Origin of the sequence: Paenarthrobacter sp. CCNWLY172 (genome assembly GCF_037402035.1) — a bacterium.
Lineage (GTDB): Bacteria > Actinomycetota > Actinomycetes > Actinomycetales > Micrococcaceae > Arthrobacter.
Window position 1 is genome coordinate 253530 of record NZ_JBBEGB010000006.1, and the last position, 24204, is coordinate 277733.

At 62.9% G+C, this 24204-nt stretch carries 23 protein-coding genes; 9 read left to right on the plus strand and 14 right to left on the minus strand.

Features of this window, described 5'->3' with window-relative positions:
• Positions 1-4 precede the first annotated feature (4 nt).
• Positions 5-1603, minus strand: coding sequence for an ABC-F family ATP-binding cassette domain-containing protein (locus tag WBN73_RS11750; protein WP_207593534.1), 1599 nt, complete (start codon positions 1601-1603; stop codon positions 5-7).
• A 279-nt stretch (positions 1604-1882) separates the two neighbouring features.
• Here WBN73_RS11750 and WBN73_RS11755 point away from each other — a divergent pair, with 279 nt between their 5' ends.
• From WBN73_RS11755 to WBN73_RS11765, 3 genes are read left to right on the plus strand one after another with little or no spacing between them, the layout of a single operon-like run.
• Entirely contained in the window at positions 1883-2500 is a 618-nt protein-coding gene (locus tag WBN73_RS11755) for a biotin transporter BioY (protein ID WP_337340327.1), read from the plus strand.
• Between the two features lie 18 nt (positions 2501-2518).
• Positions 2519-3256 carry an energy-coupling factor ABC transporter ATP-binding protein gene (locus WBN73_RS11760; protein ID WP_337340328.1) on the plus strand — a complete coding sequence of 246 codons (738 nt, stop codon included), beginning with the start codon at positions 2519-2521 and terminating at the stop codon, positions 3254-3256.
• On the plus strand, positions 3253-3873 hold the full coding sequence (locus WBN73_RS11765) for an energy-coupling factor transporter transmembrane component T family protein (RefSeq protein ID WP_280627941.1): 621 nt from the start codon (positions 3253-3255) through the stop codon (positions 3871-3873). Before WBN73_RS11760 ends, WBN73_RS11765 begins: the two co-directional genes overlap by 4 nt.
• A gap of 12 nt (positions 3874-3885) precedes the next feature.
• Here the strand turns inward: WBN73_RS11765 and WBN73_RS11770 are convergent, their stop codons facing one another.
• Positions 3886-5109, minus strand: coding sequence for a thiolase family protein (locus WBN73_RS11770; protein WP_337340329.1), 1224 nt, complete (start codon positions 5107-5109; stop codon positions 3886-3888).
• Positions 5081-6472 (minus strand): class I adenylate-forming enzyme family protein, encoded by a 1392-nt coding sequence (locus WBN73_RS11775; protein ID WP_337340330.1) that lies wholly within the window; start codon positions 6470-6472, stop codon positions 5081-5083. The genes WBN73_RS11770 and WBN73_RS11775 overlap by 29 nt, the downstream gene beginning before the upstream one ends.
• Before the next feature lie 61 nt (positions 6473-6533).
• Between WBN73_RS11775 and ypfJ the strand changes: the two genes are divergently transcribed.
• Complete coding sequence (gene ypfJ / locus WBN73_RS11780; RefSeq protein WP_207593528.1) at positions 6534-7433, plus strand: KPN_02809 family neutral zinc metallopeptidase; 900 nt, start codon at positions 6534-6536, stop codon at positions 7431-7433.
• An 88-nt stretch (positions 7434-7521) separates the two neighbouring features.
• On the opposite strand, the gene WBN73_RS11785 is transcribed toward ypfJ, so the two are convergent.
• The 6 genes from WBN73_RS11785 to WBN73_RS11810 are packed head-to-tail and all read right to left on the minus strand — an operon-like array spanning position 7522 to position 12675.
• Positions 7522-7854, minus strand: a complete 333-nt coding sequence (locus WBN73_RS11785; protein ID WP_089595078.1) for a metal-sulfur cluster assembly factor — start codon at positions 7852-7854, stop codon at positions 7522-7524.
• 13 nt (positions 7855-7867) lie between these two features.
• Complete coding sequence (sufC, locus tag WBN73_RS11790; RefSeq protein WP_089595077.1) at positions 7868-8653, minus strand: Fe-S cluster assembly ATPase SufC; 786 nt, start codon at positions 8651-8653, stop codon at positions 7868-7870.
• Positions 8654-8696: 43 nt separating this feature from the next.
• Entirely contained in the window at positions 8697-9053 is a 357-nt protein-coding gene (locus WBN73_RS11795) for a non-heme iron oxygenase ferredoxin subunit (RefSeq protein ID WP_337340331.1), read from the minus strand.
• 21 nt (positions 9054-9074) lie between these two features.
• The gene (gene sufD / locus WBN73_RS11800) at positions 9075-10388 is read right to left on the minus strand and encodes a Fe-S cluster assembly protein SufD (protein WP_280627939.1); all 1314 of its coding nucleotides are present in this window, start codon (positions 10386-10388) and stop codon (positions 9075-9077) included.
• A 2-nt stretch (positions 10389-10390) separates the two neighbouring features.
• Positions 10391-11854: a Fe-S cluster assembly protein SufB gene (gene sufB / locus WBN73_RS11805; RefSeq protein WP_011774792.1), complete on the minus strand. Its 1464-nt coding sequence runs from the start codon at positions 11852-11854 to the stop codon at positions 10391-10393.
• Entirely contained in the window at positions 11854-12675 is an 822-nt protein-coding gene (locus WBN73_RS11810) for a helix-turn-helix transcriptional regulator (RefSeq protein ID WP_337340332.1), read from the minus strand. Before WBN73_RS11810 ends, sufB begins: the two co-directional genes overlap by 1 nt.
• 109 nt (positions 12676-12784) lie before the next feature.
• Here WBN73_RS11810 and WBN73_RS11815 point away from each other — a divergent pair, with 109 nt between their 5' ends.
• Genes WBN73_RS11815 through WBN73_RS11825 form a run of 3 tightly spaced genes read left to right on the plus strand, consistent with a single transcriptional unit; the run spans position 12785 to position 15502 of the window.
• Positions 12785-13750 carry an ABC transporter ATP-binding protein gene (locus WBN73_RS11815; protein ID WP_337340333.1) on the plus strand — a complete coding sequence of 322 codons (966 nt, stop codon included), beginning with the start codon at positions 12785-12787 and terminating at the stop codon, positions 13748-13750.
• On the plus strand, positions 13747-14511 hold the full coding sequence (locus WBN73_RS11820; RefSeq protein WP_337340334.1) for an ABC transporter permease: 765 nt from the start codon (positions 13747-13749) through the stop codon (positions 14509-14511). The genes WBN73_RS11815 and WBN73_RS11820 overlap by 4 nt, the downstream gene beginning before the upstream one ends.
• 46 nt (positions 14512-14557) lie before the next feature.
• The gene (locus WBN73_RS11825) at positions 14558-15502 is read left to right on the plus strand and encodes a COX15/CtaA family protein (RefSeq protein ID WP_207593523.1); all 945 of its coding nucleotides are present in this window, start codon (positions 14558-14560) and stop codon (positions 15500-15502) included.
• A gap of 19 nt (positions 15503-15521) precedes the next feature.
• Here WBN73_RS11825 and WBN73_RS11830 read toward each other — a convergent pair whose 3' ends face one another.
• The 4 genes from WBN73_RS11830 to WBN73_RS11845 form a co-directional block, all read right to left on the minus strand.
• On the minus strand, positions 15522-17378 hold the full coding sequence (locus WBN73_RS11830) for an ABC transporter ATP-binding protein/permease (protein ID WP_337340335.1): 1857 nt from the start codon (positions 17376-17378) through the stop codon (positions 15522-15524).
• A gap of 107 nt (positions 17379-17485) precedes the next feature.
• On the minus strand, positions 17486-18655 hold the full coding sequence (locus WBN73_RS11835) for a hypothetical protein (RefSeq protein ID WP_337340336.1): 1170 nt from the start codon (positions 18653-18655) through the stop codon (positions 17486-17488).
• Positions 18642-19547 carry a hypothetical protein gene (locus tag WBN73_RS11840; protein WP_280627934.1) on the minus strand — a complete coding sequence of 302 codons (906 nt, stop codon included), beginning with the start codon at positions 19545-19547 and terminating at the stop codon, positions 18642-18644. The genes WBN73_RS11835 and WBN73_RS11840 overlap by 14 nt, the downstream gene beginning before the upstream one ends.
• A 2-nt stretch (positions 19548-19549) precedes the next feature.
• Complete coding sequence (locus tag WBN73_RS11845; RefSeq protein WP_207593519.1) at positions 19550-19930, minus strand: peptidase inhibitor family I36 protein; 381 nt, start codon at positions 19928-19930, stop codon at positions 19550-19552.
• Positions 19931-20250: 320 nt separating this feature from the next.
• Here WBN73_RS11845 and WBN73_RS11850 point away from each other — a divergent pair, with 320 nt between their 5' ends.
• Positions 20251-20559: a hypothetical protein gene (locus WBN73_RS11850; RefSeq protein WP_337340337.1), complete on the plus strand. Its 309-nt coding sequence runs from the start codon at positions 20251-20253 to the stop codon at positions 20557-20559.
• Between the two features lie 122 nt (positions 20560-20681).
• Here WBN73_RS11850 and WBN73_RS11855 read toward each other — a convergent pair whose 3' ends face one another.
• Positions 20682-21644 (minus strand): heme o synthase, encoded by a 963-nt coding sequence (locus WBN73_RS11855; protein ID WP_089595064.1) that lies wholly within the window; start codon positions 21642-21644, stop codon positions 20682-20684.
• A 428-nt stretch (positions 21645-22072) separates the two neighbouring features.
• Between WBN73_RS11855 and tkt the strand changes: the two genes are divergently transcribed.
• The gene (tkt, locus tag WBN73_RS11860; RefSeq protein ID WP_242703303.1) at positions 22073-24199 is read left to right on the plus strand and encodes a transketolase; all 2127 of its coding nucleotides are present in this window, start codon (positions 22073-22075) and stop codon (positions 24197-24199) included.
• The last annotated feature ends 5 nt before the right edge of the window (positions 24200-24204 follow it).

Here is a 24204-nt window from a genome sequence, read left to right on the forward strand (position 1 = left end):
CGGCTTACGCCAGCGTGATCAGGTCCAGGTAGTCCTCGTTCCAGTGATCCTCCACGCCATCCGGGAGCAACACCACACGTTCGGGGTTCAACGCGGACACAGCGCCTTCGTCGTGGCTGACCATGACGACGGCGCCGCTGTAGTTCTTGAGTGCACCCAGGATTTCCGCACGGCTGGCGGGGTCCAGGTTGTTGGTGGGTTCATCGAGGAGGAGGACGTTGGCGCTGGAAGCCACGATGGTTGCGAGGGCCAAGCGGGTCTTCTCACCACCGGAGAGAACCCCAGCCGGCTTGTCGACGTCGTCACCGGAGAAGAGGAACGAACCCAGGATGCCGCGGACTTCAGCATCTTTCATGTCCGGCGCGGATGACCGCATGTTTTCCAGGACGGTGCGGTCGACGTCGAGCGTCTCATGTTCCTGGGCGTAATAGCCCACTTTGAGACCATGACCGGGAATGATGTCGCCCGTATCCGGCTTGTCGACGCCAGCCAGCATGCGCAGCAGGGTGGTCTTGCCGGCACCGTTGAGACCCAGGATGACCACCTTGGATCCGCGGTCGATGGCGAGGTCCACATCCGTGAAGATTTCCAGCGAACCGTAAGACTTGCTGAGACCCTCCGCGGTGAGGGGAGTCTTGCCGCAGGGTGAGGGATCCGGGAACCGCAGTGCGGCCACGCGGTCGTTCTCCCGTACAGCCTCCAGGCCGCTCAGGAGCCGCTCAGCACGCTTAGCCATGTTCTGGGCGGCGACAGCCTTGGTGGCCTTGGCCCGCATCTTGTTGGCCTGGTCAATCAGGACCTGGGCCTTCTTTTCAGCGTTGGCACGTTCGCGCTTCCTGGCGCGCTCGTCCGTTTCGCGCTGGAGCAGGTAGCGCTTCCAGTCCATGTTGTAGTAATCGATCTGGGCGCGGTTGGCGTCCAGCAGGTAGACCTTGTTGACCGTTGCTTCCAGCAGTTCGGTGTCGTGGCTGATCACGATCAGTCCACCCTGGTGGTTCTTCAGGAAGTCGCGCAGCCACGTGATGGAGTCGGCATCGAGGTGGTTGGTGGGTTCGTCGAGGAGCAAGGTCTCGGCGTCGGAGTACAGGATGCGCGCCAATTCGACGCGGCGGCGCTGGCCGCCGGAAAGGGTCTTCAGCGGCTGGTTGAGGAGACGGTCCGGCAGTGCGAGGTTGGAGGAGATCGCGGCGGCTTCAGCTTCGGCAGCGTAGCCGCCACCGGCCAGGAATTCAGCTTCCAGACGGTCGTAGCGGTTCATGGCTTTGCGCTGGACGGCTGCGTCGTCGCTGGCCATGTCGTCGTGGGCCTTTTTGAGCTTGCCCACCACCACGTCCAAGCCGCGCGCGGAGAGGATGCGGTCGCGGGCGAGCTGCTCCATGTCCGGGGTCCGCGGGTCCTGGGGAAGGTAGCCGATTTCACCGGTACGGGTGACCTTGCCGCCTGCCGGAAGGCCTTCGCCGGCGAGGACCCGGGTGAGGGTGGTCTTGCCGGCACCGTTGCGTCCGACGAGTCCAATCTTGTCCCCTTTGTCCACCCTGAAGTTGACCTGGTCCATGAGCAGGCGTGCGCCGGCGCGGAGTTCGAGGTCCTGGACGGTAATCAATTCGGGTGATGCCTTTCAATGGGGAACGCTCGCGGGGACCGGTGGGTCCGATAAGTGCGGCGGGGTGCGGCTATGAGAACAGCCTGTCCAAGTCTACCGGTACCCCGGCCGCGGGGTGACAACGGGCCCCGCAAGCGGAAACTGTGCCAACGGCCAAACAATTCCTGGCCGGCTTTGTGGGAAGGCTCTAAAATCCTGTGTCCGCGCCATCCGTATTCTCGAGAACAGGGGAGAACGCTCCGCATTCATCGCATCGCATTACACCTGATTGGACCCGCCATGAGCCAGACAAACGCTGCCACGGTGCAGCACAAACCAACGACCCGTCAACGGTGGACTGCCACCGATCTCGGTCTCATCGCGGTTTTCGCAGCCCTAGTGGCAGCCTCCGCGATCGTTCCCGGCATCCCGGTAGGCGCCCTGGGCGTTCCCATCACCCTGGTGACCCTGACGGTGATGCTCAGCGGTCTGGTGCTCGGCGCCGGGCGCGGGTTCGCCGCCGTCGGTCTCTATGTACTGCTGGGTTTGGCGGGGCTGCCGATCTTCAGCGGCGGCCGCAGCGGATTGGGTATCCTGGCGACTCCCTCCGCCGGTTACATCATTGCGTTTCCCTTGGCCGCAGCAGCCACCGGCTACCTGGCGGCCATAGTCATCCGTCGGACCGTTAAGTCCAGGGCCCTCTGGTTGTTCGCCGCCACCATGGTGAGCAGCATCGTGGTCATTCATGCTCTGGGTGTTGTGGGCATGATGGTCAACGCCAAGCTGGACTTCGCCAAGGCCTTCATCGCCGACCTTCCTTTTGTTCCCGGCGATATCCTTAAGAACGTCCTGGCCGTGATCATCGCCACGGCAATCCATAAAGCCTTCCCGGACGTCCTGGTGCGTCGGGTCAAGTAAAGCGGGACCAACCACGCCATGAATTCCATCAGTTTCAGTAGGGTCGCGGTGCGTGTCGCCGTCGATGGCAGCGACACGCCCAAGACCCTGCTGCACGATTTTTCCCTTGACCTGACCGAACGCCGGATCGGAGTGATCGGTGCCAACGGATCCGGGAAGTCCACTCTGCTGCGGCTTGTGAATGGCTTGGTCGCGCCGACCCAGGGCAGCGTAGTGGTCCACGGTGACAACACTGTTGGCGCCGTGCGCCGCGTCCGGGGCAACGTGGGTTTTGTTTTCACCGATCCTTTGTCGCAACTGGTGATGCCCACAGGGCGCGAAGACGTTGAGCTTTCCTTGCGCCGTTCCATCAAGAACTCCAAAGAGCGGGCGGCCCGGGCAGAAACAGTCCTGGATCGTTTCGGCCTGCTGCACCTGGCCGATCAGAGCATCTACGAACTGTCCGGTGGTGAACGGCAGTTGCTGGCCTTGGCCGCAGTCCTGGCCGTCGATCCCACCGTGCTGGTCCTTGACGAACCGTCGACGCTGCTGGACCTAAGGAACCGTGAACTCCTGCGGCGTACCGTCGCCGGCCTGGACCAACAGGTGATCATGTCCACCCATGATCTGGACCTTGCGCTCGACATGGACAGGGTCCTGGTGGTGGAGTCCGGACGCATCGTGTTCGACGGCGGTGCTGCCGAAGGCGTTGCCCATTACCGTGCGCTGTGCGCAACTCCCCTGCCCAGTGCCCGCTTGGGTGACGTGTCCAGGTGAGAGGCCATGGTTTCCTGCTCGCCAACCATGTCCGCGGCAACTCGATCATCCACCGCACTCCCCTGTGGCTGAAATTTGTGGTGGTGGCGGCCTGTGGAGCGGCGTCGTTCCTCATTATCGACTGGGCCGTGTCGCTGGCGATTTTTGCCGTCATGTGTGGGTTGTTCATGCTGACCGGCGCCGGGTTCCGTCGCCTCGTGCGGGCTATCTGGATGGTGATGCCCATCCTCTTGGTCATCGGCCTCTTCCAGTGGTGGCAACTCGGCGCGCCCACCGCTGCCCGCATCGTGTTGAACGTGCTGGTGTGTGTGGTGGCAGCTTCAGTGTTGACAGCCACCACCCCCGTGCAGGATTTGTTGGATGGTGTGGTGGCACTGGCAAAGCCCTTCCGGCGCTTCGGGGCCGACCCTGAGCGCTTTGCTTTGACCATCGCAGTGATGCTCAGGAGCATTCCCTTTATTGCCGGCGCCTTCTCGGACGTAAGGGACTCAGCACGGGCACGCGGGCTTGAACGCAATCCCCGGGCGCTGGTTCTTCCGGTCTTCATCACCACTGTGGCGTATGCCCGGCAAACCGGTGATGCCCTGGCAGCCCGCGGATTGGGCGAAAGGGACTGACCAGGGCAGAAACTAGAGCCTTGAGTACCGCAGGAGCGCTGCGGTTCCCATGCCGCCTGCGCTGCTGATCATGGCCAACACCAGTGGGCGCTGTCCTTTGACGGTATCCATGCTGCGTGCCTGGGCCAGCAAACGGGTCACCAGGACAGCCCCAGAGGCACCATAACCGTGCCCCAGTGCCAAGGCGCCGCCCTGGAGGTTGGCTCTCGCCGGATCGATGCCCATGTACTCCAGGCAGGCAATGGTTTGGGATGCGAAGGCCTCGTTGAATTCCACAAGGTGAATGTCACTTGCGTCTACAGCGTGGCTGTCCAGGAGACGTCCTGCCGCATGCGCCGCACCGATACCGGGAAACTGCGGATCAACCCCGGTGGTGTCGCACCCCAGCACCATCAATCCGTCGGTGGCCCCCATGGTGCGGGCACGTTTCAGTGACGTGATGACGACGGCGGATGCTGCGTCCGCGTCGAAGCAAGAGTTCGCTGCCGTAACCGTTCCGCCGGGCACGAATGCCGCAGGGAACCTGGCCATCAACGGCGCCCGGAGGGCGACACGGGGGCCGTCGTCGCAATCCACCAATTTTTCGCTGCATCGCAGTGGAACGATCTCCGGAGAGAAGCCGCCTGTCCTGGCCGCTTCAACGGCGCGACGATGGCTCCGAAGGGCGTAGTCATCCTGGCGCTCACGTGTAACGCCAAACGCGCGGGCAACGTTCTCGGCGGCAACGCCCATGTCAGGGTCACCAAACTGTGGTGGCACAAAGCTGGCCCTGGAGTAGAAGTCGAGTTCGCCGTCGCCGTTCCTGTTGGCCCTTGCCGGGGCGGTACTGATGCTTTCAACGCCGCCCGCCAGGAACAGCGGATCACCGCCCGCCGCCACCAGGCGGGACGCCAGTGAAATGGCGTCCAGGCCCGAACCGCATTGCCGGTCAACGGTAATCCCGGGAACGGTGATGGGCAGGCCCGCCTGGAGCGCCGCGAAGCGCGCCACGTTCCCGCCGCCGCCGACGGCGTTGCCCAAGATGACGTCGTCAACGTCCGCCGGGTCCGTACCTGTTGTTTCCACCAGGGCGGCCAGGACAGGTGCCGCGAGGTCCGGGGCACGGAGATGCTTCAGTTGGCCGTTGGCGCGACAAATTGGAGACCGAAGCGCAGCGATGATCACCGGCAGGCGGGACTCGTCGGCTTCTCTGGCGGAGTCGTAGCCGCTATCCAAGAAGCTGCGCCCTGGGGTCATGGTTCTTGATCCAGTCCAGGAGAACTTTTCTGCTGACTTTGCCCCGGTCGGTCAGGGGCAACTCCGCCAACAAGTAGTACTGAAGAGGCCATTTGTCCCGTGCCAGCAAACCATCCAGTCCCGTTCGGAGCTGGGTGGCAGTGACCGCACCGCAGGCAGGCACAACGCCGGCGATCACCTTCTGGCCGCGGACATCGTCGGGCGCCCCGGCCGCAACAACACTGTCCACGCCGGGTACGGAGGCGACGGCAAGCTCCACCTCATGCGGGTAGACGTTCTTTCCCGAGGTAATGATCATGTCTGACCTGCGGCCCAGGATGTGGAGGGTGCCCTTCTCCAGGAAACCCTGATCTCCTACGGTGTACCAACCGTCGAGGCACCTCAGGGCTCGGCCATCGTCTCCCCACAGGTAGCCATTGCTGACCATCCCGCTGCGAACGCTGATGTTTCCGTGGCCGCCGTCCGGCAGTGGCTTGCCGTCGTCGTCGAGGATGCTCAGTTCAACGCCCGGGAAAGGCGAGCCAATGCCGGTACCACCGGCGTCCATTGGTTCCCCGGCAGCCAGGCGGGTGCCCGAAACAAAGCTTAGTTCGGAAGCGCCGTAGTACTCGTAGATGGCCGCCCGGGGCGCCCACCGCCGGGCCGCCTCCAAGGTTCGGCCGTCCAGCTTGGAACCAGCACAGATGATGCTCCGGATGCCTGAGGCGTCCACGTCTCCTGCCAGTCCCCGTTCGCTGAGCAATCGCAGCGCGGTGGGTGCGAGGACCAAGCGGGTGATGCCGTCGTGGCTGATGGCAGCGTGGGCGTCTCCCACGTCGAAGGATTCGAGCGTGTGAAACGCGGCACCCGCGTACAGGCACTCCGAGAGCGCGTACAGATTAAGGCTGGCTGACAGAGGGCCCGGCGCCAGTGTCCGGTCGTCCTGTGAGAGGCCGAAGAACTCGATGGATGCCTCGAAGGACACTTGCCAGGACCGGCGGGACCTGGTGAAGGCTTTGGGGACGGAGGTAGTGCCCGACGTCAGGCCGATGAGGAACGTACTGGACGGGTCCCCATCCAACAACCCGGTCTCGACTGGCCTGATGGTCCCGCCGATGCGCGCCGAGACTTCTTCGATCATCGGAACCGGCCACTCGGGGTCGAGCACGGCGCAGCTCCGCTCCCCAGCCACCGCCGCCGTGTAGCGCTCCACAAAGCGAACGGAGTTTGGCTCGGCAAGAACAGCAGTGGCGTTCGCGTCGTCCAGCAGCGCTGCTGCGGCGTCACGGAGTTCCGCCCAGGTGAGCCGGCTGCTGCCCACAACGACCGCGGTGTCGTGGGGGCGCTCTTCGGCCCAGAGCTGAAGTTTGTCCAGGAAAGGCATCCTCACGATTTTACGGCAGTGTCAGGCGCCGGGCACCAATAGTGACGTCTATTCTGACTGTATGAGTTTCAATGACGGCGCACAGCTTGACCCCTCCCAGGTGGAGGACCGACGTGGCAGTGGAATGGGCCGCGGGACCAAGATCGGCGGTGGCATTGGCGGCGGGATCGTGGTCCTGCTGCTGGCACTCTTCGGTATAAACCCCAACATCCTGGGCGACCTGACAGGCAGCGGAACCCAGCCGCCCGCCGTCGAAAGTGGCGGCGCCGGAGGTGTCCAGGAATGCCAGACCGGAGCCGACGCGGACAAACGACTGGATTGCCGCATCACTGGAACGGTGAACAGCCTGAACGCTTTCTGGCCTGACTACCTGGCCGACTACAACGTCCAGTATCCGCGCCCCAAGACCGTCATCTTCAGTGCGGCCACCAACACCGGCTGTGGTGCAGCCACCAGCGCTGTGGGTCCGTTCTATTGCCCAGCAGACACCACCGCGTATTTTGATCCTGGCTTTTTCGACGAACTGGTGACCCGCTTTGGGTCCTCCGGAGGACCGCTGGCGCAGGAGTATGTAGTGGCCCACGAGTTCGGACACCATGTCCAGAATGTCCTCGGAAACCTGGATCAGGCACAGCAGGATCCCCAGGGCCCGCAGTCGGGTGCCGTCAGGGTGGAACTGCAGGCTGACTGCTATGCGGGTTTGTGGGTCAGGCATGCAACGACGCAAACGGATGCCAGCGGCAGGCCCTTCCTTGATCCCCTGACCGAGCAGGATCTGCAGGATGCGCTCTCCGCTGCTTCCGCGGTCGGCGATGACCGCATCCAGGAGGCGGCTACAGGGCGCGTCTCCCCTGAGTCATGGACTCACGGCTCCAGTGAGCAGCGGCAAAAGTGGTTCTATCAGGGATACACCACGGGCGACATCAACAAATGCGACACGTTTGGGGTACCCACGCCTTAGTGCAGCGGGCAAACGACAAAGGAAGGGTTCCAGGCCGATGGCCCGGAACCCTTCCTTTTGCCCGCAGGAAGCGAGCGGAGACTGCTGATCAGATGTTGAAGCCGAGGGCCCGCATCTGGTCCTTGCCGTCATCGGTGATCCGCTCGGGACCCCATGGCGGCATCCATACCCAGTTCAGGCGCCAATCATCAACCACGCCGTCAAGGGACTTGCCTACCTGCTCTTCAAGCACGTCCGTCAGCGGGCAGGCCGCAGTGGTCAACGTCATGTCGATCAGGAGGGCGCCGTCGTCGTCGGAGTACTTCAGTCCGTAAAGAAGGCCCAAGTCCACAATGTTGACCCCGAGTTCGGGGTCAATGACGTCCTTGAGCGCTTCCTCGACGTCCTCGAGGCTGGTGCGCGCCGTGTTGATTTCGGTCATGAAACGATCCTAACTAGGCCTGTACGGCAGGAGCAACGGCAACGCCGGCGCCTGGGGCGTAGCGGTCGTAGCCCTCGTCTTCAAGACGGTCGGCGAGCTCGGGGCCGCCCTCTTCGACAACCTTGCCGTCAACGAACACGTGAACGAAGTCCGGCTTGATGTACCGCAGGATGCGGGTGTAGTGCGTGATGAGCAGGGTGCCCATGTTGCCCTCTTCATGAGCGCGGTTAACACCCTCGGAGACAACTTTCAAGGCGTCAACGTCAAGACCGGAATCGGTCTCGTCAAGGATGGCGAACTTCGGCTTGAAGAGTTCGAGCTGAAGGATCTCAACACGCTTCTTCTCACCACCGGAGAAGCCCTCGTTGACATTGCGCTGTGCGAAGTCGGCGTCGATACGGAGCTGCTGCATGGCAGCCTTGACGTCCTTGGTCCACGTGCGCAGGGCCGGTGCTTCGCCGTCGATTGCGGTCTTGGCGGTCCGCAGGAAGTTGGTCATGGTGACGCCGGGAACCTCTACCGGGTACTGCATGGCCAGGAAGACGCCTGCGCGGGCGCGCTCGTCGACACTCATTTCCAACACATTTTCGCCATCCAGCGTGATGGTGCCGCTGGTGACGTTGTAGCGCGGGTGTCCGGCGATCGTGGAGGCGAGAGTGGACTTGCCCGAGCCGTTGGGGCCCATGATGGCGTGCGTCTCACCGGTCTTAATGGTGAGGCTGACGCCCTTCAGGATCTCCTTGGTGCCCTGCTCCGTCTCGATGCTGACGTGCAGGTCCTTGATTTCAAGAGTTGACATGCTCTTCTTTCTTTCCGTTCGTAAGTCTGGCGGTACTGGGCGCTCAGTAGTGATCTACCGAGGCGCCGTTCACAACGTTGGTCACGTCCACATACACGTCGTCTCCGTCGATGGTGACGGCGAAAACAGGGACGGGGTCATAAGCAGGCAGCTGGAGCGGCTGTCCGCTGCGGAGGTCAAACTGGGACCCGTGGCCCCAGCACTCGATCGCGCAGCCTTCAACCTCACCCTCGGACAACGAGATGTCCGCGTGCGAGCAAGTATCGGCGATGGCGTGGATCTCGCCCATCGAGTCCTTGACGATGGCTACGGGGAAGTCATCGATCAGGACGCGCAGCGCCTGCTTGACCTGGATGTCATTGGCGTTGCATACCAGTTCGCCCTTGGTTTCTTCACTCATTGTTGCTCTGCCTGGCCTGTCTTAGTTGTCGGTCGCGGCGAGTTCGCGCTCAACAGCTGCGGTCAGGCGATCTTCGATTGCCGGGACCTTGATCTGCTGGATGATCTCGTTGAGGAAGCCTCGGACCACCAGGCGGCGGGCAACCTTCTCGGGGATGCCGCGGGCCATGAGGTAGAACAGGTGTTCGTCGTCGAACCGGCCGGTGGCACTGGCGTGGCCAGCACCCTCGATCAAGCCGGTTTCGATTTCGAGGTTGGGTACGGAGTCGGCGCGGGCACCGTCAGTGAGGACCAAGTTGCGGTTGGCCTCGTAGGTGTCCGTGCCCTCTGCTTCCTTGCGGATCAGGACGTCGCCGACCCACACGCTGTGGGCATTGCGGCCCTGGAGCGCACCCTTGTAGAGAACGCGCGACTTGCAGTTGGCCACTGCGTGGTCAACGAAGAGGCGCTGCTCAAGGTGCTGTCCGGCATCGGCGAAGTACAGGCCGAACATCTCGACGTCGGCACCGGGAGCCGTGAAGCGCGTGGACGGCGTGACGCGAACGAGGTCGCCGCCAAGGCTGACCACGATGTGCTTGAACTTGGCGTCGCGGCCGATCTTTGCCTGCTGCGATGACGCGTGGACAGCGTTGTCTGCCCATTCCTGCAAGGAGACAACGGTCAGTTCAGCACCGTCTTCAACGATGATTTCCACGTTCTCGGAGACAACCGCGGTGCCCTGGTGGTCCAGGACTACGACACCCTTGGAGAAGCGTTCTGCCACAATCACGATGTGCTGGGCAGATGGTGCCTCGCCCGCACCAGTGATCAGGACCGAAACTTCACTCTCGGCCTGCAGCTCGGCGGGCACGGTGATGACCGTGGCCTCGGCGAAGTTCTCCCAGGCGTTGGCGGACACAAGGTCCTCCGGGATGGCTGCCTGGCCGATGCGCTGGTCATCGCGACCAACGGTTTCAACAACGACGCCGGCGGGTGCGGTGACGCTGACAGCCGGGGCTGCGCCGTTGAGGACGTCGGTGTGAAGGCCGCGAAGCCGCTTCAGCGGAGTGAAGCGCCAGTCTTCTTCAAGTCCGTTCAGGGGCTTGAAGTCTGCCAGCTTGTAGGAGGTGAGGCGGCCTGCACGGGAGCTGTCCGGGATGCCTACGCCGCCACCATGCGAGTGGCTCTTGGCCGAAGCGCCGGCCAGCGGACCAGCGGAAGGCTGCTCCGACGTCGTGCTGGTGTTCGTTCCGGTGTTCACAGGCGAAAGGTTCTCGCCTTCCTCGGTGAAGCCGTTGATAAACGGCTGGGCCGAGGGCGCGCCGATGCGCGCCTTTTCAGTAGTGATATCAGTCATTGTTAACCGACGGACCCTTCCATCTGCAGTTCAATCAAGCGGTTCAGCTCAAGGGCGTATTCCATGGGCAGTTCACGGGCGATCGGCTCAATGAAGCCGCGCACGATCATGGCCATGGCCTCGTCTTCAGGCATACCGCGGGACATCAGATAGAAGAGCTGCTCTTCGCTGACGCGGGAAACGGTGGCCTCGTGGCCCATGACAACGTCATCCTCGCGGATGTCGATGTACGGGTACGTGTCCGAGCGGGAAATGGTGTCCACCAGGAGGGCATCGCAACGGACCGTGTTGGCCGAGTGCTTGGCGCCTTCGCGGACCTGTACGAGGCCGCGGTAAGCAGCACGTCCGCCGCCGCGGGCCACGGACTTGGAAATGATGGAACTCTTGGTATTCGGTGCGATGTGCACCATCTTGGAGCCCGTGTCCTGGTGCTGGCCCTCGCCGGCGAAGGCGATGGACAGCGTCTCACCCTTGGCGTGCTCGCCCACAAGGTACACGGCCGGGTACTTCATGGTCACCTTGGAACCGATGTTGCCATCGATCCACTCCATGGTGGCGCCCTCTTCGCAGATGGCGCGCTTGGTGACCAGGTTGTACACGTTGGTGGACCAGTTCTGGATGGTCGTGTAGCGGACGCGGGCGCCCTTCTTCACGATGATCTCCACAACGGCCGAGTGCAGGGAATCCGAGGTGTAGATCGGAGCCGTGCAGCCCTCGATGTAGTGAACGTAGGAGTCCTCATCGGCGATGATCAGCGTGCGCTCGAACTGGCCCATGTTTTCCGTGTTGATACGGAAGTAGGCCTGCAGCGGAATGTCCACGTGGACACCCTTGGGCACGTACACAAAGGAACCGCCTGACCAGACGGCCGTGTTCAGCGATGCGAACTTGTTGTCGCCCACCGGAATGATGGTGCCGAAGTACTCCTGGAAGATCTCCGGGTGCTCGCGCAGCGCGGTGTCAGTGTCCAGGAAGATGACGCCTTGGGCTTCAAGGTCCTCGCGGATCTGGTGGTAGACCACCTCGGACTCGTACTGGGCAGCGACGCCCGAGACGAGGCGGCTGCGCTCAGCTTCCGGGATGCCCAGCTTCTCGTAAGTGTTCCGGATGTCTTCCGGAAGATCTTCCCACGTTGCCGCCTGCTTCTCGGTGGAACGCACAAAGTACTTGATGTTGTCGAAGTCAATGCCGGAGAGGTCTGCACCCCAGGTAGGCATGGGCTTGCGGTCGAAGTACTTCAGGCCCTTAAGCCGCAGATCGAGCATCCATTCGGGCTCGTTCTTCTTCGAGGAGATGTCGCGGACGACCTCCTCGTTGAGGCCACGACGGGCGTTTGCGCCTACGTCGTTCTTGTCGGCCCAGCCGTACTCGTAGTTTCCGATACCGTGCAGTTCGGGATTCTTCTCCAGAATCTCCGAGATCACAGTGCCGTCAGCTACCGCTTTCTCTGCTATTTGGTCCGTCATCACGGCCTTTCTTGCTGGTTGTTTGATTCCTGGTACGGGTTCCCGGTCTGCTCTGCGACATCTGGGGATGCCGTGGCAGCCGGGCGCCCGGTAGGTATGTGGGTGGTGCAGACATGGCCGCCCTGCGCGAGTGTGGAGAGGCGCCGGACATCGACGCCGACCAAACGCGAGAAGACCTTGGTCTCGGTATCGCAAAAAACGGGAAACTCCGCGGCGAGCCGCTGGATGGGGCAATGACCCTGGCACAACTGAACGCTGGACAGCGCAGCCGGCAACGGGGCTTTGGCCTCAATGGAGTGTGCTGACGCCACGAAGCGGTCGCGGCTCAGGGCCTTGGAGAGTGCCATGGCCCGGGCGGTGATGTCATCTCCGGCGGCGTCGACCTCGGGGGCGTAGCGCCGTTCCATGTCGGAGAAGCGTTCCTCCGCGTATTCACGGACTGCCTCTTCGCCGGCGAGTTCCTGGAGGCGGCGGAGCGCCGAACTGGCGATGTTCAGGTAGTCGTCGCCCAGAGTGGACTGCCCCTGGGAGCTTAGGACGTAGCGGCGCGCGGGACGTCCCGCCCCGGAACCAGCCTTTGCCACGCGTTTGACCTCAATGACGCCGCTGCGTTCCAAGTGGTCAAGGTGGCGGCGGACCGCAGCCGGCGTGAAACCGAGGAGGTCGCCGAGTTCAGCGGCGCTCACCGGACCGTTTTCGAGGACGGCGCTCAGCACCCGGTCCCTTGTACGGTCATCCGCGTCCGGCAGCGCAGATGGGGCAGCGAATGCCCCCGCCGCTGCAGCATGCCGTGGTGAGGGCATGGAAGTTGGACTGCTCATGGAATACACAACACAATCATGTCGTAATTTGTTTCATGCATCCAGTAAGGCAAGACTGACCTCAGCCGCCCGCCAAGTGTGACCGTACTACTTCACGTAGAATACTCTGGTGCGCTCACCCGAATCCCCTGTCCTCACCATAGACGGACTCATTAAGGATGTAGGCCCCCTGGCCTCCCTTGACGGCAAAATGCTCCGGGTGGTCAGCGGACTGTCCCTGGTTGCGGAGCGCGGCCAGGTGACCGCCCTCCTCGGCGCCAATGGAGCCGGCAAGACCACCACCCTTGAATGTTCGCAAGGACTGCAAAAGCGGACCGGCGGGAGTATCTCGCTCCTCGGCGCAGACCCCGATGCGGCCGGCGCCGACTTGAGGTCCCGCGTGGGCGTCATGCTCCAGGACGGCGGGCTGCCGCCGTCGGCCCGTCCCATCCCGCTGTTGCGGCACGTGGCCGGTATGTACCAAAACCCCATGGATGTTGACGCGCTGGTGGAACGGTTGGGAATCGGCCAGTTCAGCAGGACCAGCGTCCGTCGGCTTTCCGGCGGCCAAAAGCAACGCCTCGCCCTGGCGGCAGCCCTGGTGGGAAACCCGGAGATCCTGTTCCTCGATGAGCCCAGTGCGGGGCTGGATCCGCAATCGCGCCAGATGGTTTTCGACCTGATCGCCGAACTTCGGGACGCCGGCATGGGGATTGTCCTGACCACGCACCTGATGGACGACGCCGAGCGCCTGGCCGACTACGTCTACATCATCGACGGCGGCCACAATGTGGTGGAGGGAACGGTTGCGGAACTCCTTCGACATGACCCTGCCACGGATTCTGCCATCACGGACCGGACGCTCTACTTCGATGCTCCGGGCGGACTCGACTTTGCCGGCGCACTGGGCCCGGGACTTCAACTGACCGAGACACGCTCGGGAAGCTACTCCATCACGGGTGCGATCACACCAAAAGACCTTGCAGCGCTGACTGCCTGGTGGGCGGAACGGAACATCATGCCCGCCTCACTTCGGCTGGAAGCCCGCAGCCTTGAAGACGTGTTCCTGGACATTTCAGGAAGGGACCTCCGATGAGCAAGCTCCTCTCCCCCAACACGGGACCCGCATCCCTGCCGCGCCGCATCATGCTGCAGGGACGCTATGAGACCATCACCATGCTGCGGAACGGCGAACAGCTGATCCTTGCCATCGTCCTGCCCTTGATGGCTTTGGTGGGACTGGTAGTGACGCCCCTCCTGGATGGCCTGGGGGGATCACGTGTGGACGTAGCCACGCCGGGCATCCTCGCTCTGTGCGCGATGTCGACGGCCTTCACCGGGCAAGGTATTGCCACCGGCTTCGACCGTCGCTATGGAGTCCTCCGGTTCCTGTCCACCACACCCTTGGGCAGGGGTGGACTCATTGCCGGCAAGATCCTTGCCGTGCTGGTGGTTCTATTCCTGCAGGTAGTGGTGGTGGGCGCCATTGCCGCCTTGCTGGGGTGGCAGCCCCGGCCCGAGGCTTGGCTCCCCGGGCTCGGACTGCTGGTTCTCGGTGCCGCCGCCTTCACCGCCCTGGGACTGCTGGTAGCGGGCACGGTCCGCCCGGAAGCAACGCTGGCCATCACCAATCTGCTGTGGATCCTGTTGGGTGCGTTGGGCGGCATCGTGGTCCCGTCCGAACGACTTCCCGGCCTGCTCCAGGGCATCGTCCACTTCCTTCCGTCGGGCGCCCTTGGCCAGGCGCTCCGCGACGCTTTCCTGATGGGCGCCGTTCCATTCCCGGCGGTCCTTGTCCTTTTGCTGTGGACGGTACTTGCCGGCGCCGCGGCCATACGCTGGTTCAAGTGGAACTAATCCAACGGGCACCAACAACAATGCAGAACTGAGAAGTGAGAAAACTGTGAGCACGGCATCGCGCCTCCCCAAAACCGTTCAGCGGTTCACGTCCAAGCTGCCTACCGAGGTAAATAAGGCCGTCCGCCGACTGGCTTTGTTGTCACTCATTGGGCAGACGGTCCTCGTGGTGACCGGAGGTGCCGTCCGCCTTACCGCTTCCGGGCTGGGCTGCCCCACGTGGCCGCGATGCACCAATGACTCGCTGGTCAATACACCGGAAATGGGCATCCACGGGTTCATCGAATTCGGGAACCGCCTGCTGACCTTCGCCCTCGCAGCCGTTGCCGCGCTCATGCTGGTGTACTTGTGGAACCTCCGCAAAGAACGCCGCGACCTGTTCATCCTTGCCCTGGGCCTGCTGGCAAGCATCCCGGCCCAGGCAATTATCGGCGGCATCACTGTTTTGTCCGGCCTCAACCCATGGGTGGTGGGCCTGCACTTCCTGGTCTCCATGGCTTTGGTGGTCTTCGCCACGCTGCTTGTCAACCGGGCCTATGGTCGTACCGGTGGCCATATGAACCGGATCCTGCCCGCGCTGCCGGCCTTGGCTCGCCCTGTGATGCTGGCCGTTGCTGTTTTCTCAGCAGTGTCGGTGATGCTGGGTGTCGTGGTTACTGGTGCCGGGCCTCATGCTGGAGACGCTGACGCACCCCGGAACGACCTCGACTGGGACCTCTTCTCCCACATCCACGCCGTCCCCGCTTACCTGATCACGGCCGGAACGCTGTTCGCGGTGTACTTGGTGGTCCGCCACAAGATCAACGGTCCGTTCCGGACGGCGGCATACCTGCTGCTCGGCGTGACACTGCTGCAGGCTGTCATCGGCTTCACCCAGTACTACAACGGAATTCCGGCTCTCCTGGTCGGTGCGCACATGTTCGGGGCAGCCGTCCTCATGAGTGCCGCTACCAATGCGGCCGACCTTGCGAAGCACAGCCCGGTCGGCTAGCAGATTTCCTCCGCCGCTCCTACGCCCGGATCAGGTGCGCGGGGTTTGACCGCATGGCCAGAATCGCCGGGTATACGGCAGACAGGGTGCCGCTGACGAGTCCTGCCCCCAGGCCCCACATGGACGCGTACCAAGGAATTACTGCCACCCAGCCTTCACTGGCCGCGTAGGCCAGGACTGCGCCCATTCCGGCTGCTGCGCCTGCTGCCCCGCCCAAGGCTCCCACTGCGGCGCCCTCGGTGAGGAACATCGACGCCAGCATTCCTCGTCGCATGCCCAAGGCCAGTCGCAGTGCAATCTCGCTTGATCGCGCCAGCACGCCCAGGTACATGGTGGTTCCGGCGCTGAGGACGGCCATGGCGAGCAGGATGACGGAGACAATGGCCACCAGCCGGCCGAGGTCCGTATCAATCCCTTGTTTGAGTTCCCGGAGGTCGGCCACCGTTTGTACTTCCACGATCCCGGGTTCAGCAGGATTAAGTGCTTTTGGCAGTGCCTCTGCAATAGCTGCCGGCATCCCTGGACTCGTCCGAAGGACCAGGCTGGCTGCCACGTTGCTGGTCAAAGTGTAAGACCCCGCACCCACCATCACCGCTGACGGCAGTACCGGGTCACGTCCCGGGTCTTCAACGATTCCCACCACCGGGACCGCCTGGCCATACAACCACACCACGACGCCGGGACCGGGCCTTGCGATTCCCAGCTGTAGGGCGGCATCCTGACCCAGAACGGCGACGGGCCCTCCGAATGAGTGGTCCAGCAAGGCGGCGTCACCATAGGAGACGGTAGCCCCTTGGACCCGCAGGTAAGCTGAGTCGATAATCCGGACGGCTCCGTTGAAAGCGGGTTGTTCGGGAAAGGACGCAGGCCGGAATGTTGATGGCTGCACCACGGAGGATGAGAGTTCGGCGATGACTCCGGCATCGTGCACGCCGTTCAGTCCCTCGGATGCCTTGAGATCGCTTTTGACGGCTTCCCATGATGCATAACCAGCCGCTCGGGTCACCCTGACTTCGTCGCTCGAGGCTGCGTCAATCCGGGCAGATACCTTGACAGAGGCGCTCTGGCTGAGTCCGATGGCCGCAACCAATCCTCCACTGCCAAGGAGGAATGCCATGATCAGCAAAAGGGCCTTGGCGGGACGAACCGTCAGCGCAGACAGCGCGTCGGCAGCAACATCAATGGCCTCGTGGCGCCGGCGCCGAACGAAGGCGCGTTGCGTGCTTTCCGGACCTGCAGCTGATGTTGCTGGAACGGGATCGGCTCCCCTGCTGTGGCCTGTGTCCGAGACGATCGCTCCGTCGCGCATCGTGATGATCCGGTCTGCGGCTGCCGCAATGTCCGGATCGTGGGTCACCATGGCCACCGTGGTGCCGGCATCACTGAGCCCCCGCAGATGGCGGATGACGATGTTGCCATTCTCTGTGTCCAAGCTGCCTGTGGGCTCGTCCGCGAGGACTACCTTGGGTGCTCCGATCACTGCCCTGGCGATGGCAAGGCGTTGTCGCTCTCCCCCGGACAAGAGTGACGCCGGGGTTGCTGCCCTGTGCCCAAGCCCAAACTTGTCAAGAACCGGCATGACCAGTTTTTTCTGAACCACAAACCCGATGCCCCGTGCACGTAGCCCCAACACAGCATTGCGGGCCGCGGCGTCCCGGCCCACCATATGTGATTCCTGGAAGACGAAGCCAAAAACTTCGGCCCGCCGATCTTCCCGCTGCCTCTCGTTGAACTCGGCGACGTCCGTACCTCTGATGCGATATGTACCTGACGTGGGTCTGTCCAGAAGGCCCAGGAGATTGAGGAGCGTGGACTTTCCCGAACCGGAGGGACCGACTATGGCGACAAACTCCCCCTCATGAATGTCGAGATCCACGTCCACCAGAGCCCTTGTTCCGGGAAACCCCCGGTTTACGCCCCGCAGGCTAAGGACAGGCAGGGGGTGACCAGGCCCTGCAGATTCGTGCGTGGAAGCCGGTGCGCTCATTGGAGTTTCACCCGTTCCCCAACAACCAGACCATCCACGTCAGCGATCGCCGCCCAACCATCCGCCTGTGCGGTGACCTTCACTTCAAGGCGGCGGGGCTCGTGGCTCCCTTCAATCAAGACGTACGGTGTCCCACGATCTTGGCGAATCGCTATCAGGGGAACGGCGAGGGACTCTGCAGTTTCGCTGCCTGCAGTTACGGTGACTGATTGGTCCGCCGCGAATCCCGGTGACCCTGGGGGAATTGCCACCGTGATGTCTCTTCCAGGGATTTCATTCTTGCTTGGGTCCCCCTCCAGGAAGCCGCTGATCTTCGCCACAGTGGTGTCCAGAACCGTTGAGCCGACCCTGACCGTGACGGGCGCACCCACCGCAAAACTCTCGGACTGGACAACGTCGGCCCGCGCAACAATCGAATCGTCGGCAACTCTTATGCGGGCTACGATTCCATCCTCAGCCAGCAGGGCCCCCGGGCCAGCTACGGATGCAATTGTCCCGGAGTCGCCGGGGACCTGCACGAATTCCCGCCAACGGAACATGATGTCGGACCCGGCAGGCTTTCGTGCCGCCTTGTCGGCGTCCCCCTGGGGGAGTTGAGCGGGCGCTGTGGGCGCCTTGAACCCTGCGGACTCGTACCAGGATCCCAATGCCTGCTGGGTATCCAGGTCAAAGGTTCCTGTTGTGGTGCATGCATACCCAAACATCGCCAGTGCCGCCTGGAGGGCGATGACGTCAGGTCCCGACTCCCCATGGATAATGTCACGGTACAACGGCACACTGCTGGGCAGTATCAGCAGGGGCCTGCCGGAAACGACCGCCAGCAGTTCACCGGGCACGACTACGCTCCCAGCTTCTTTGGCCACCGCCGTCACCACCAGCCTGTCAACACCTTCGGCCGGGCTTGCCTGCAGTGCGGACTGGGCTCCTGCTATGACTTTTCCCGAAAGAACCACCTGTTTGGCCACCGCACGGCGCTCCACCGTGGCCGAAACAGGAACCACCTCGGGCACGGGTGGCCCTGGCTCCATCCCGGCCGTGCTGGCAGCCCCCGCCCAATAGGTGACGCCCAAACCTGCAATGACAATGGACGCGGCGACAGGCATCAGCCACCAGCGCGGAACACGCCGCATGCCGCGGCGAATCAGGATTGACTCAGAGTCTTGCATCAGCCACGCCATGGTCCCGCAGTATTTGTTTGGCCCGCTCCACGGCGGCCGTCTTCTCTTCTGCCAGGGCGTTGAGCTCGGCCTGATGGTCCTTCATCTGTGCTGCCTGGTATTCCGCGAGAATGTCATAGGGTTTCCTGGCCCCGCCGCTGGCCTCCTTACATTCAAGGTCCAGCAAGGCGACTCGAATCTCGTCTTCCTTGGAGCCGCTCGATGACAGATTCCAGGAACCCGCCTCCGCGACCTTCAGGCCCTTGCCGGCCACACAGTCCTCCCAGCTCTTCCGGTAGGCAAGGTAGTCGGAATCGCGCTCCGTCAGCGCCACGGCGTTACCGGTGATCCGGTGTTGGAGGGATGTGTCTCCGGCCAGCCCCTCCAGGAGTTCGGGCAAGCCTGCCCGCCCCACGGAGTTGGTGCACTTCACTTCTTCCTCCTGCTGCCTGGCGCTCAGGGGCGGGCGCTCCGGTTGCTCGTCCAGCACCCCTGGTACTTCGCGTATCTCCGGCATGGCGCCGTTCCTGGCTGCCAATGGACGGGACCATTGACCAAACCTGTAGTCCTGCAGGGCCTTGCCTCCGCCGCCCCACGGCGCCACCGTAAACCCGGCTTCTTCCACGCAGTCGTAGATGAGGAAAGCGACCGCCGAATTTACGATCACGTTCTCACGGTCCGAGTACCAGTAGGCACTCATGGGAAGGAGCACCTCACCGCTCACTTCGTTGAGGGACGCTTTGGCCCCGGCGCCGGCAGAGCGATCGATGGCGGGCAAACTGGTGGCCATGGATTCGCTGGGCGACGATGCCGGCGGGCCGGAACAGGCAGCGCAGGCCATCACGATCCCTGCCAGCAACGAGGCGACCTTCACGGTGGACCGAAGAGCGGGCGATTGCAAGGCTAACCCCAAATGCTTGAGATCTCGTCGTCCCAGTTCACACCGGCATACATTGACACACCCCGGAGATCGTTCACTGCGTTCCCACCACGGAAGATCACTGCATGCCCGGAGTAATTGAGGTCCCGGTACAGATACACGTAGGGCGATTGAACGTTCGCGGCCGGGCCTATGACGACGGAACTGGCTTTATCGTTCGCCGCGTCGCCCACATACGAAGCTACCCAGTTGTAGGTCCGCTGCGTTCCGGTGAACCAGTAGTTGTCGTAGAGACATACACGTGCCGTGGAGCAGGCCGGCGCTGCTTGCGCGGCTGTCACTCCGGTCAAAACTGAAGCCGACGCGATGGTCACGATTCCTGCAGTACGGAGGAGCGCTTTCATTGTTTTCCCCAATGCTCGTGCGGTGTGGAACGGCTCTGTTCCATTTCGAACATTAGGGTGCGCACGGCACCACCTAGACGACTTTTCCGCAAACTAGGTGGCATTTGGGCAAGAAATAGGTGCCCGGAAGGGCGAAACTAGGTGCTGCCACGAGAACTCTAGGTATAGAAGCGCGTCAAAGCCCTCCGTTGCCGCGTCCGACATACTTGTCTTATGCAGGCGACAACTGTGCTGGTCGAGGGTGAAAGCGACAGGTTGGCTGTAGAAGCCCTGATGCAGGCGAGTCCAAAGTCATTGCCAGGGCACTCCTGCATGCCGGTGTGGGATCCGGGCCGTTGGAAGAGCGCGGGTTCCAGGTTTGTGACACCGATCTGGAGGATGAACTTATCCGATGCCTGGGAATCGACGCCGTGCTCGACGTCATCGGGGCTGAAGGCGAGCTGGCCTCGTTCAGGCTCCTCCAACGCCAGCCCTCACTGCGGGACCGGTCCGTGGAAGTCCAATTACGACGGTTCTTCGGGGGCCGGAGTGGCAACAAGATTCGCTACGCTCCCCTGCTGGTCTCTGCGCTGCCCGCCGGCAAGGCGCCTCCCCCGTTGGCTCACTTGGTTGCGTCTTTTGGGATGTGAGCGGGCGTTGGGATCAAGGGCTTGGGATGTGGGCGAGCGTCAGGTGGCGTGAGGGAAAAGCGCGACGCCGGCACTCTGGCGGGCACCGGCGTCGAACGTTATTTCCTGACGAAGCGCGGAACTTAGCCGCCGACGATCGCTGAGCCAATGAACGGGTCAACGGCCAGTGCGATGAAGAGCAGCGTCAGGTAGCTGATGGATCCGTGGAAGACCTTCATGGCGCCCTTGTTGGAGACGTCGCCACCCTGTGCGCGCTTGTACAGAGCGTGGCTCTCGTAGAGGAACCAGGCGCCGGCGGCAACGGCGACGATCGTGTAAACCCAGCCGGCACCTCCAACGGGAACCATCAAGAGTGAACAGGCAACCATGGCCCAGGCGTAGAGGACAACCTGTACCGATACCACCTTGGCGCCGGCGATGGCACCGAGCATGGGCACCTTGGCGTTGCGGTAATCCTCGCCGTAGCGCATGGACAGGGGCCAGTAGTGCGGGGGCGTCCACAGGAAGATCACCATGAAGAGCACGATTGCCGGCCACTCCACCGTATTGGTGACAGCGGCCCAGGCGATCAGCACGGGGAAGCATCCGGCCGCTCCGCCCCACACAATATTCTGGGCCGTGCGGCGCTTCAGGATCATGGTGTAAATAACCACATAAAAGACGATGGCACCGAGCCCGAGCCAGGCGGACAGAGGATTGGCGCCGAACCACAGGATGGCGATTGACGCTGCACCCAGGATCCAGGCGAAGACCAGGGCCTCGCGCGGCGTCACCTCACCCGTGACCAAGGGGCGCTTCTCGGTGCGGTGCATCAGTTTGTCGATGTCGCGGTCGATGTAGCAGTTGAAGACTCCGGCGCTGCCGGCTGCAAACGCTCCGCCGACGAGGGTGGCCAGGATCAGGCCGATGGAGGGGAAGCCGCGCTGGGCGAAGATCATGGTGGGCAGGGTGCTGACCAGGAGGAGTTCGATGACCCGGGGTTTGGTGAGTGCCAGATACGCCTTGAACTTACGGGAAATTCCGATGCTTCCCCGGGCCGGGGACGCGTTGAGGGGCGTATCAGTTGTGCTCACGGCGGCAGTCACTCTGTTCTATGCTCTGGGGTTCTCGCAACGGCTGCCGTCCCGGTCTTCGAAAGCTGACACGGGCGCATGAACCGCTGGTGGCCTCCAAATATCATACCGTGGCCGGAAGTGGACCAATGTCCGCAAAATCCGTCAATGTTTCCGAATCTTCACTCCGCTTCCGGGCCATCGTGATTCATATAAGGGAATTTCTGTCCAGTTAGTGGGATTCCCTGAGTTCCGTGACACGTTTAGGGCTAAGCTGTTGAGCAGATCAGCACACGTTGACGATCCGGGAAACCGTATTCTCGGGAATCCGTGCGTCTGGATGAGAGATCAACGTTTCAATGGTGAACGGCTGGTAGACACATTGCAGCGGGCGCCATCCTGTGCTTCCTGCGTGCCGTGTCCATACGCCTGCCGTCAGCACAGAGAGGGGCTCGGTTTTCGTGCCACATTTGGAAGAGCAAGAACTGTCATGGACCGATCTGGACAAGAAGGCAGTTGACACCGTTCGTGTGTTGGCCGCAGACGCCGTGGAGAAGGTCGGCAACGGCCACCCCGGTACGGCGATGAGCTTGGCTCCGGCAGCATACTTGCTGTTCCAGAAGCTGATGCGCCATGACCCGAAGAACCCGGACTGGCTTGGCCGCGACCGGTTCGTCCTGTCCCCCGGCCACACGTCGTTGACCCTTTACATCCAGTTGTTCCTGTCCGGTTACGGCCTGGAATTGAAGGACCTTGAGGCGCTCCGCACCTGGGGTTCACTGACCCCTGGCCACCCCGAGTACAAGCACACCGCCGGCGTGGAAATCACCACCGGCCCGCTGGGCCAGGGCTTGGCCTCGGCTGTTGGTTTTGCGTACTCCCAGCGTCGCCAGCGCGGCCTGTTCGACGCCGATGCTCCCGCCGGCGAATCGCCGTTCGACCACACCATCTGGGTCATCGCCTCCGATGGCGATCTCCAGGAAGGCGTGACCTCCGAGGCGTCCTCGCTGGCCGGGCACCAGGAACTTGGCAACCTCGTAGTGATCTACGACGAGAACCACATCTCCATCGAAGACGACACCGACATCGCCTTCACCGAGGACGTCCTCAAGCGCTACGAGGCCTACGGCTGGCACACCCAGCGCGTTGACTGGACCAAGACCGGCGACTACGTCGAAGACGTCCAGGAACTCTACTCAGCACTGCTCGCGGCGAAGGCTGAGACGAACAAGCCGTCCATCATTTCGCTGCGCACCATCATTGGGTACCCGGCGCCGAAGAAGCAGAACACCGGCAAGATCCACGGTTCCGCCCTGGGTGCCGAGGAAGTCGCGGCCCTGAAGACCGTGCTCGGCTTCGATCCTGCCAAGTCCTTCGATGTTGACGAAGAAGTCCTGGCACACGCCCGTAAGGTCCTGGACCGTGGCGCCGAGTCACGCGCTGCCTGGCAGAGCTCGTTCGAGGCATGGCAGTCCGCCAACCCGGACGCCGCTGCCCTGCTGGAACGCGTTGAAGCGAAGAAGCTCCCCGTGGGCATCGATGCTGCGCTTCCCGTGTTCGAAGCAGGCAAGGACGTTTCCACCCGCGCGGCTTCGGGCAAGGTCCTGAACGCCATCGGCCCGGTCCTGCCGGAGCTGTGGGGCGGTTCGGCCGACCTCGCCGAGTCCAACAACACCACGATCGAAGGCTCGCCGTCGTTCATCCCGACCTCGCGCTCCACGGACGCCTGGAAGGGCAACCCGTACGGACGGGTGCTGCACTTCGGTATCCGTGAGCACGCTGCTGCGTCGATTGTGAACGGCATTTCCCTGCATGGCCGCACCCGCGCTTTCTCCGGTACGTTCCTCATCTTCAGCGACTACCAGCGCCCGGCCATCCGCCTTGGCGCGCTGATGGGTGTTCCGTCCCTGTACGTATGGACACACGACTCCATCGGCCTGGGCGAAGACGGCCCCACCCACCAGCCGGTTGAGCAGCTCGCTTCGCTGCGCGCCATCCCGGGCCTGGACGTTGTCCGTCCCGGTGATGCGAACGAGGTTTCCGCGGCATGGAAGGCCATGCTGGAGAACCACGAGAACCCGGCAGGTATCGTCCTGACCCGTCAGAACATCCCCACCTACGCCCGCGGCGAAGGTGAAGCAACCGGTGACACGTTCGGTTCCACCGCAGGCGTTGCCAAGGGCGGCTACGTGCTGGCCGAAGCTTCCAAGGACGGCGAAACCGTTGACGCCCAGGTCATCCTGATCGGCACCGGCTCCGAAGTCCAGCTGGCAGTCCAGGCCCGCGAAGCCCTCCAGGCCGAAGGCATTGCAGCCCGCGTTGTCTCCATGCCCTGCGTTGAGTGGTTCAACAAGCAGGACGAGGCCTACCGCGAATCCGTGCTCCCCGCTTCCGTGAAAGCCCGCGTTTCTGTTGAAGCCGGCCTTGCACTCGGCTGGCGCGAATTCGTCGGCGACGCCGGCCGCTCCATCTCCCTTGAGCACTTCGGTGCCTCGGCCGACTACAAGCGGCTCTTCAACGAATTCGGCATCACCGCCGAAGCCGTCGCAGCCGCAGCCAAAGACTCCCTCGCAGACGTCAACGCATAACAGTC